The organism is Acinetobacter sp. RIT698, from assembly GCF_009668065.1.
In the GTDB taxonomy this organism is placed as follows: Bacteria; Pseudomonadota; Gammaproteobacteria; order Pseudomonadales; family Moraxellaceae; genus Acinetobacter; species Acinetobacter guillouiae.
In genome coordinates this window covers 21,671-29,955 of record NZ_WJYH01000052.1, presented here as the reverse complement: position 1 = coordinate 29,955, position 8,285 = coordinate 21,671, and the positions used below count along the sequence as shown (strand labels likewise).

The following is an 8,285-nucleotide window of genomic DNA, read 5'->3' as shown; positions in this document are numbered from 1 at the left end:
AATATTATTACTGTGATTTTAATCACGTGAAATGATTAAAATTACTTAAGTATTTTTTACATGAAAAAAAGCGATCATTTCGATCGCTTTTTATAATTTTTGATTATCAGACTAAATTAAGCAAAAAGCTTCGTCGCTGCTTCAAAAAGAATATACAAAACCACAAGTGCCACCACAGGTTCTGCAATTTTAGCCCAAGTAGGATTTGCCGTTTCGGTTACTACGACTTCTTGGTGATCTGTATGAAGATCTGCTTTTTGAACATTGACCATTTGATTAAACTCCTTCATCGCTTCATCTAATGATATCTCTTCTTCAGGCACAGGTTGAGAGCCAATCAGTTCGGTTAGTTCGTTTGTTGACCAAACCCAATCCTTCGCCTGACCTGAGAGGTGCTCAATTTGCCCAATCACCAATTCTCGAAGCCCTCGCTTACCTAAACTTCCTGCTGTTTCAAGTTGCTTTAATTCAGCAAGCTGTAGTTCAAGAATTTCCGTTGTTGCTGGTTCAAGTATAGATTTATCTAAACTGGATTTATTCTGAGTAGAGGTGGTGAGGTGTCGAGAAATTTCTTGGCTGTATAACTGATCTTGCGAAAGAATTTCTTGATACAACGCATCATCATCTTTACGCCATAGCGTAATGAGTTTACCCAACGTTAAAGCATTGAGTTCTTCAATATGTGCTATACGTTGAGCAGGCTCTAATTGAGATAATAGCTGAGGCTTTTGAATCTTTATCTGCTCAGCAAAGTATTGTACGAGATCAAAAGCCATTCAGTTCTCCTTGTTCTATTCTAAAATTCTTAAACTTGGTTTTTTCTTTGGTGCCTCAGTTTTAGTTTCTACTTCTTCACTAGTATTTGATTCTAAAACATCTTCATCTATTTGCACATTGGCATATTCATCAGGATCAAAGAATAATCCTTGTCCATTTTCGCGTGCATACAAGCCTAATACTGCATTTATAGGCACATAGATATCTTTAGATGCACCACTAAATCGAGCAGAGAAGGTAATTGCTTCATTGGTCATATTTAACATATGCACAGAATGTGGTGCGATGTTCAATACAATTTGCTCATCTTGTACAAATTGTTGTGGTACATCGGTATAGGGTTTGGTTGCGTCAACAAGTAAGTATGGCGTTAAATTGTTGTCGCAAATCCATTCATATATTGCGCGTGCAAGGTATGGTCGAGTTGGGGTTAAGTTCAATTCTTGTTCAGACATTAAAAAATACTCTATTGATTTGCGATCTAGAATTTTGCCAAAAATTCACTATATCTGTTTTTCTCTTTAAAAGTCATCGACTTTAAAAAAGCAGGGCGGCTAAAAATCCGTTGGCAATATAATAAAATTGGACGAGATTGCTGTTTCGGTAATTCAATTCCCATATGTTTTAACCGTATGAAAATTGGCGCTAACATGCAATCTAAAATTGTAAAGTTTTCAGACATAAAATAAGGATAATGTTGAAAAAGTGGGGTCAGGGATACCAAAGTATCTTTTAATTGTTTTTGTGCATTCTTTTTTGCAGCTTCATTAAGTGTGTCTGGGTGGCGTAGCATAATGTCTGCAAGTTTAAGCCAATCTTGTTCAAAGCGCCAAATATACTGTCTTTGCTCTGCGCGTGGTGCTGGGGCATCCGCATAGAGTTTATTTTGTCGATAACGGTCATCTAAGTATTCAGAAATAATACTGGTATTAAACAGCTTTAAATCATTTTCAATCAGCATAGGTAGTTGATTATATGGATTTAAACTGGCTAAATCTTCATCATCTTCTTCGACAATGATTAAGGTGTGTTTAATTTGTTTTTCTGCAAGAAGAAATCTAATCCAATGTGAACGAAAGTCATCCTCGTGGCTATACAACGTAATCCCTTGTTGAGGTGCATTTTCGACAGGCATATTCCAAAAACTAAGTGAAGTGAATAGAGTAGAATACTAAAAATAGACAATAAAATCATCTTAACTTTAATAAGCTTATGGTGGGTATTGCTATCAAGTAGATAGAAAACAAGGATAAACCTATGAATTTAATAAATAAGCACAGTAAATTAGCTTTGGCATTGCTGTTGATGATGAGTATTTCAAATACATATGCAAAGAAGCAATCTGTAGATGCTCAAGTACAAGAGGCTTCTGCTGAAGCAATCGAAGCCGCTGGAGCGGAAGTGGCTGGAGCAGGGGCCTTATGTAGTGCAGATGAGGCCTGTGATGTTGCGTCTGCTGCTTCTGAAGATGAAATGTATGGTGGGATCAAACAAGAATATGTCGTAAAAGGTTGTAAGGTGACGATCTATAATGATGGACCTGTGAAAATGGTTAATGTAAAGACTGATAAGCCATGTAATGCACCGCTTCCGAAAGATCATAAGTTTTCTAAGGAAACTCGAACTTATCAGGAAAATGGTTGTACGATTACAGAATCAAAAGCTGCCGATGGGATTACTGACGCTGTCATGGACTGTTCTAAACGAGATAAAACAAAGTAACTTCAAATAGTTACCCCATAAAAAAACCTCGGCAAATGCCGAGGTTTTTTTGTCCGATTCGGTAAACGAATTAACGTTTAGAGAATTGAGGACGTTTACGAGCTTTACGTAAACCAAGTTTCTTACGTTCAACTTCACGAGCATCACGAGTAACGAAACCAGCTTGACGAAGAGCAGGTTTTAAAGTCTCATCAGAAGCGATCAATGCACGAGTAATACCGTGACGGATAGCGCCTGCTTGACCACCGATACCACCACCAGCAACAGTGATGTAAAGGTCAAATTTTTCAGTAACTTCTAAAAGCTCAAGTGGTTGACGAACAACCATACGAGCAGTTTCACGACCGAAATACTGTTCAAGAGTGCGGTTGTTGATTACGAGTTTACCAGTACCAGCTGATAGGAAAACACGTGCAGTTGCGGTCTTACGGCGACCTGTACCATAGTTAGTAGCCATGTGCTGTATCCCTTAGATGTCCAAAACTTGTGGCTGTTGAGCAGTATGAGGATGCTCAGTACCAGCGTACACTTTCATTTTCTTGATCATCGCGTAACCAAGAGGACCTTTTGGCAACATGCCTTTTACAGCACGTTCGAAGATTTCTTCTGGTTTGTGAGCAACTAATTTTTCGAAATTAGTTTCACGAATACCACCAGGGAAACCAGTGTGGCGATAGTATTTCTTATCAAGTGATTTTTTACCAGTCACTTGTACTTGTTCAGCATTGATCACAACGATGTAGTCACCAGTGTCAACGTGAGGCGTATAAGAAGTTTTGTGTTTACCGCGTAAACGACGAGCGATTTCAGTCGCAAGGCGACCTAAAGTTTTGCCAGAAGCATCAACAACATACCAGTCGTGTTGAACTTCAGCTGGCTTAGCGCTGAGAGTTTTCATTAAACCACTACCTATTATAGTTGGTTTGGACTATGGAATCTGTCCAAACAAAAAGGAGTGCGAATTCTATCTGAAAAGAGTTAGAGTCGCAATTGAAATATTGAATTTCAAGCGCATCATTATATTGATAAACGTACCCAAAAGCAAAGCTTAGTTTGGATAAAATGTTGTAAGGTTTTCTGATTTATATTGGAATTGTGACGGGATTCATGAATAATTAAGGTGATATAGAGAAAATAAGTCAGGCAAAAATGAAAATAATAAATTCAATAAAATTCGTTCTACTGCTATTGGGTATAGGTAACTTAAACCTGAGTTTTGCTCAAGCGGATTTGCTGGATCAGCAAGCCCAGTTCAATCAAATGAATTCAAAGAACATATTAGAAAATGAAAAAACATGGGAAAATGAAAAAATAAAACAAGTAGGAAAAACCGAAGAAGAAAAAGCAGCAAGAAAACAACAGCGAGGAGAATTAGATACGATCTTGGATGCGAAATGGATGACTGTCGATTTTAGTGAAGAAATTCAAACCGCATATCCTTGCCAAGCGATTGGATTACTCATTCAAACGCAACACATCCCTATTGGTGAAGAAGTCGATGCTGTCGTGCAATGGGAGGATGACGATGATAAAAGCCGAAGTGGCGAATATACAGTCTATGGGAAAGTTGAACCAAACCATCGAGTCAGAATAATCTTTGATCAACATATTGATCCAGCCAAGTGTGGGAAAGACGTTGAATCGATGTTTGATTTCACTAAAGTTGATCAAGAGCAAGCTCAACCAGAAACTCGGCCAGCGTCTAAAAGTCAGCTCTAAGCATTCTGTTTACGATGTGATATTCAATCCGTTAATTTTTATAGAATGAATTGCTAAAAGAATAGTCATCGAATAGATAACTTTTGACTTAGATTACAATGATGGAAATATGTAGGGAGGTATAGTTTTGCAAAGGATATTTCTTTTAGACTTTAAACTTAAGCTGTAATCGACCTAACTTTATTGCTGATTTACAGCATAAGTGATGTATTTTTATATATATTTTTCATTATAAATTTCAGCTATCTAAAACTGAAATAGAAAAAATGTTTACAATTGAGTCGCATAGTTCTCTCGAGAAATTGTTTTTGGTTAATTTTTTACATGTTTCCGTTATATTCGATATAAAAATGAACTTGAATTGGAAATGATAATTTAGAACCGATGTATACTGTCTCTGCAAGGTCTGTTAAAAGAGTTCTAGATGCTTCCTTTATATATAACCAGTGGTGAGCCTGCTGGCATTGGCCCAGATATTTGTTTAGATTTGGCAGATCGTATCGATGATCGTCCAGTTGTTGTATTGGCTGATATCAACATGTTGAGGGATCGTGCCAAAATTTTAAACAAAAGCATTCAGCTTATTGAGTATCAAGGGCAGAAGGAGTGTTTGGCTCAAGGTCAGCTCTATGTGGAACATGTTCCTTTAGCTGTAGATGTTGTCTTAGGTGAGTTAAACCCACAAAACTCTGCATATGTGATCGAACAATTACGCCGAACTGCATACTATGCTATGCAAGGCCTCAGTGTTGGAGTGGCAACTGGACCTGTACAAAAGTCAATCATCAATGATGCAGGGATCCACTTCAGCGGCCATACAGAGTATTACCAAGAGTTTGCCGGCGTGGAACGTGTGGTCATGATGCTTGCAACAAAAACCTTAAGAGTCGCTTTAGTGACCACGCATTTACCATTGCGGGATGTTGCAGATGCCATTACCAAACAGCGTCTCCATCAGGTAATTGATATTCTTATTCATGATTTAAAAACAAAATTTAAAATTAATCATCCGCGTATTTTAGTGTGTGGTTTAAACCCGCATGCTGGAGAGGGTGGCTACTTAGGTCATGAAGAAATTGATACGATCAATCCAGTGCTTGAAAGTTATCGAGTCCAAGGCATAGACATGAGTTTAAGTATGCCTGCTGATACCTTATTTACTGTGGATCATTTAAAAGATACTGATGCTGTTTTGGCGATGTATCACGATCAAGGTTTACCTGTGTTAAAATCGCAGGGATTTGGTGAAGCCATCAATATTACTTTAGGGTTACCTTTTATTCGTACCTCAGTTGATCATGGTACTGCGCTCTCCCTTGCAGGTACAGGCCTTGCAAAAAGTTCAAGTTTGCATGTCGCTGTCGATTTAGCGCTTGATCTCGCTCGCTCGAATTAACTTTATTGAATAATAATTTTTAAATTTTACATCGATGGAAAGTTAGTAATGTCAATCATTAAGCATAAGAACAACCATATAAAACCACAATCCATGAAGCGTTGCATAAAAAATAGCATAGCGGCTGTATTGATCGCCGCTATGCTATCTGCTTGCTCGAACCTTGCAATGGATCACAGTGTTTGTGATTTAAGGGTTTTATCACTGCAAATTCCAAGACAGTCACAAGATGTTGTGCAATATGCTGGTTCACTCACTGTAGATAATTTAAAGAACAGCCAAGAAAAATTTAATCAAGCATTGGCAATGGTGCATAAAAAATATGCGAATCATAGTGGCATGGATAAAATGCTTAAAGACGGAGAAGCAATCAATGCTAATATTGATCTTCTGGTAAAGCATCGAGATAAACTAATGGCTTTACAAGACTTCAGTATTTTTGTTCAAGAAATTATACCTGGTATTCAAGCTGAATATAATTTAGTGGTAGATCGAATGGTCCGCTTAAATTATCCTTCAACTCAAGCTATCATTGCAAAAAATCAAGTTTTTTTGGGTGAGCGTGTATTACGTTCAATGCAAAAAATATCCAGAGGTGATGAAGATTCAGCAATCAATATGGAAGATTTTCTGGCTGATCTTGAGGTATTGAATATCTACCTTGAAGCACAACTTAAAGGAAATACTGAACTGGGTATAGATCGTGTTAAAGATGCAGAGATGCGTGAGGGCTTAGAGTCAATTCAAGAAGATGTTAAGAAAATCTCAGAGTCTGAGGTTATGAATCTTCTTAGAAAACCAGAGAATCTCGCTTTAGCATATAAAGCAGCGAGTGAAAATGTGACTAAATCTGATGAAATCTTTAATGGCCTAAGCAAGTTAGAGTCGAATACGCAATAGTGGTCATCAATCAATGTGGAGAATTTTATGTATCAAATTAATGCCCTAAACCCTAAAGATGAAGGGCATCATACGCGTAAGCGTTTTGGACAAAACTTCTTACATGACCAACGTGTGATTGCCAAAATTGTTCGTTCTGTTGCCCCACGATCAGGGGAAAATATTGTTGAAATTGGACCGGGTTTAGCCGCTTTAACTTCACCTTTAAATGGTGAATGTGACGCTTTGACTGTGCTAGAACTGGATCGTGACTTGGCAGCAGGCTTGCCGGGTCGAGTACCACATCCTGAACGCCTCACCATCATTGAAACTGATGCGTTAAAATATGATTTTACTGAATTATTTCAGGAAGGTCGTCCTTTACGTGTGGTCGGAAACCTACCTTATAATATTTCAACGCCTTTGCTTTTCCATCTTTTGGAATTTGGTGACAAAGTCAAAGACATGCATTTTATGTTGCAAAAAGAAGTGGTTGATCGTATTACCGCGTCTCCAAACACCAAAGAATATGGGCGTTTGTCGGTGATGATTCAATACTTTTGTAAACCTACTTTCTTGTTTGAAGTACCACCGGGATCATTCAATCCACCACCAAAAGTAACATCTGCGGTATTTCGTTTAGAGCCTTATGCGACTAAACCAATTGTTGCTAAAAGTGAAAAAGCCTTGGCTCGTTTGGTATCGCATGTGTTTACACAACGCCGAAAAACGCTACGTAATAGCTTAAAAGGCATGTTGGTAGAAGACGGTTTTGAAAATGCTGGTGTAGATCCAATGGCACGTCCAGAAACCTTAACATTGGCTCAGTTTGTTGCATTATCTGACCAAATGGTGGCTTAAATGGCACTGAAAAAAGTCAGATATAATTATGTGATTGGCGATGTACAAGGGTGTTTTGAAGCACTGAAAGCACTACTCAAAGAAATCCAGTTCGATGCTGATCATGATTTTATTTGGTTTGCGGGCGATTTAATCGCCCGTGGTGAAAACTCAGTGGGTGCATTACGCTTTATCAAAAAATTATGCGAACAAGGCAATGCTGCGACAGTCCTTGGCAATCATGATTTAAATCTGCTGGCGGTTGCACGTGGGATCAAAAAACTCAAAGAAAAAGACCATATTGATGATGTCATTCATGCTTTAGAAAGTGATGAATTGGTTGATTGGTTGCGTAAACAGCCTTTGTGTTTATTTCCCAATGAAAAGACGATTTTGACCCATGCGGGTATCCCGAATATTTGGGATGCGGAAAAGACTGCCGCGTTGGCCAAAGAAGTGCAAGCAGTCTTAGCGCATGATGACTTTGCTGTGCTCGATTCATTTCTAAAAGAGATGTATGGCACTGAACCAGATTTATGGGGTGATGATTTACAAGGTCATGCTCGCTTACGTTGTATTACCAATTATCTAACCCGTATGCGCCTGACAGATGCACAAGGTCGTTTAGAGTTTAGTTTTAAAGATGCTTTAGATGAGCCGATGCCAGCAGGTTTTCAGCCATGGTTTAAATTTGAATCACAGACAGCAAAAACTCATCAAATCGTTTTTGGACATTGGGCAGCGTTGCAAGGTGAGCGTATCAATGCGCAAATCCAAAATGTCGATGGTGGCTGTGTCTGGGGGCATCAACTGCTGGCTTATCGACTAGAGGATCAAAAACTTTTTAGTGTCGATAATCCTGTTTTTTGATATGAATAAAGCCACAAGATGTGGCTTTTATTTTGGATAATTTCACGAGATTCAAGCATAGTGTTAATGTGCCATTTTCAAT

The 8,285-nt window shown here is 38.3% G+C and carries 10 protein-coding genes and 1 pseudogene; 6 read left to right on the top strand and 5 right to left on the bottom strand.

Annotated features, from left to right (window positions below; translation table 11 throughout):
• Nucleotides 1–116: 116 nt before the first annotated feature.
• From GJV03_RS18080 to GJV03_RS18070, 3 genes are read right to left on the bottom strand one after another with little or no spacing between them, the layout of a single operon-like run.
• Nucleotides 117–776 (bottom strand): hypothetical protein, encoded by a 660-nt coding sequence (locus GJV03_RS18080; protein WP_151956812.1) that lies wholly within the window; start codon nucleotides 774–776, stop codon nucleotides 117–119.
• Nucleotides 777–791: 15 nt separating this feature from the next.
• A complete protein-coding gene (locus tag GJV03_RS18075; protein ID WP_154130751.1) occupies nucleotides 792–1,232 on the bottom strand; it encodes a ClpXP protease specificity-enhancing factor in 441 nt (146 codons plus the stop codon).
• A gap of 26 nt (nucleotides 1,233–1,258) precedes the next feature.
• Entirely contained in the window at nucleotides 1,259–1,912 is a 654-nt protein-coding gene (locus GJV03_RS18070; RefSeq protein ID WP_004722947.1) for a glutathione S-transferase N-terminal domain-containing protein, read from the bottom strand.
• Nucleotides 1,913–2,082: 170 nt separating this feature from the next.
• Here GJV03_RS18070 and GJV03_RS18065 point away from each other — a divergent pair.
• Nucleotides 2,083–2,391 (top strand): annotated as a pseudogene (locus GJV03_RS18065) (hypothetical protein); the annotation flags it as partial.
• A 178-nt stretch (nucleotides 2,392–2,569) separates the two neighbouring features.
• Here GJV03_RS18065 and rpsI read toward each other — a convergent pair.
• Together rpsI and rplM are read right to left on the bottom strand one after the other, a co-directional pair.
• Entirely contained in the window at nucleotides 2,570–2,956 is a 387-nt protein-coding gene (rpsI, locus tag GJV03_RS18060; RefSeq protein ID WP_004647927.1) for a 30S ribosomal protein S9, read from the bottom strand.
• Between the two features lie 12 nt (nucleotides 2,957–2,968).
• Nucleotides 2,969–3,397: a 50S ribosomal protein L13 gene (gene rplM, locus GJV03_RS18055; RefSeq protein WP_004722943.1), complete on the bottom strand. Its 429-nt coding sequence runs from the start codon at nucleotides 3,395–3,397 to the stop codon at nucleotides 2,969–2,971.
• Between the two features lie 251 nt (nucleotides 3,398–3,648).
• Between rplM and GJV03_RS18050 the strand changes: the two genes are divergently transcribed.
• The 5 genes from GJV03_RS18050 to GJV03_RS18030 all read left to right on the top strand — a co-directional run bounded on the left by GJV03_RS18050 (nucleotide 3,649) and on the right by GJV03_RS18030 (nucleotide 8,203).
• Nucleotides 3,649–4,218: a hypothetical protein gene (locus GJV03_RS18050; RefSeq protein WP_154130750.1), complete on the top strand. Its 570-nt coding sequence runs from the start codon at nucleotides 3,649–3,651 to the stop codon at nucleotides 4,216–4,218.
• 424 nt (nucleotides 4,219–4,642) lie between these two features.
• A complete protein-coding gene (gene pdxA, locus GJV03_RS18045; RefSeq protein ID WP_056514762.1) occupies nucleotides 4,643–5,614 on the top strand; it encodes a 4-hydroxythreonine-4-phosphate dehydrogenase PdxA in 972 nt (323 codons plus the stop codon).
• Nucleotides 5,615–5,662: 48 nt separating this feature from the next.
• Nucleotides 5,663–6,514, top strand: a complete 852-nt coding sequence (locus GJV03_RS18040; protein WP_154130749.1) for a pilus assembly protein PilJ — start codon at nucleotides 5,663–5,665, stop codon at nucleotides 6,512–6,514.
• Between the two features lie 27 nt (nucleotides 6,515–6,541).
• Nucleotides 6,542–7,354: a 16S rRNA (adenine(1518)-N(6)/adenine(1519)-N(6))-dimethyltransferase RsmA gene (gene rsmA / locus GJV03_RS18035; protein ID WP_004722938.1), complete on the top strand. Its 813-nt coding sequence runs from the start codon at nucleotides 6,542–6,544 to the stop codon at nucleotides 7,352–7,354.
• On the top strand, nucleotides 7,355–8,203 hold the full coding sequence (locus GJV03_RS18030) for a symmetrical bis(5'-nucleosyl)-tetraphosphatase (RefSeq protein ID WP_154130748.1): 849 nt from the start codon (nucleotides 7,355–7,357) through the stop codon (nucleotides 8,201–8,203).
• Nucleotides 8,204–8,285: the final 82 nt, after the last annotated feature.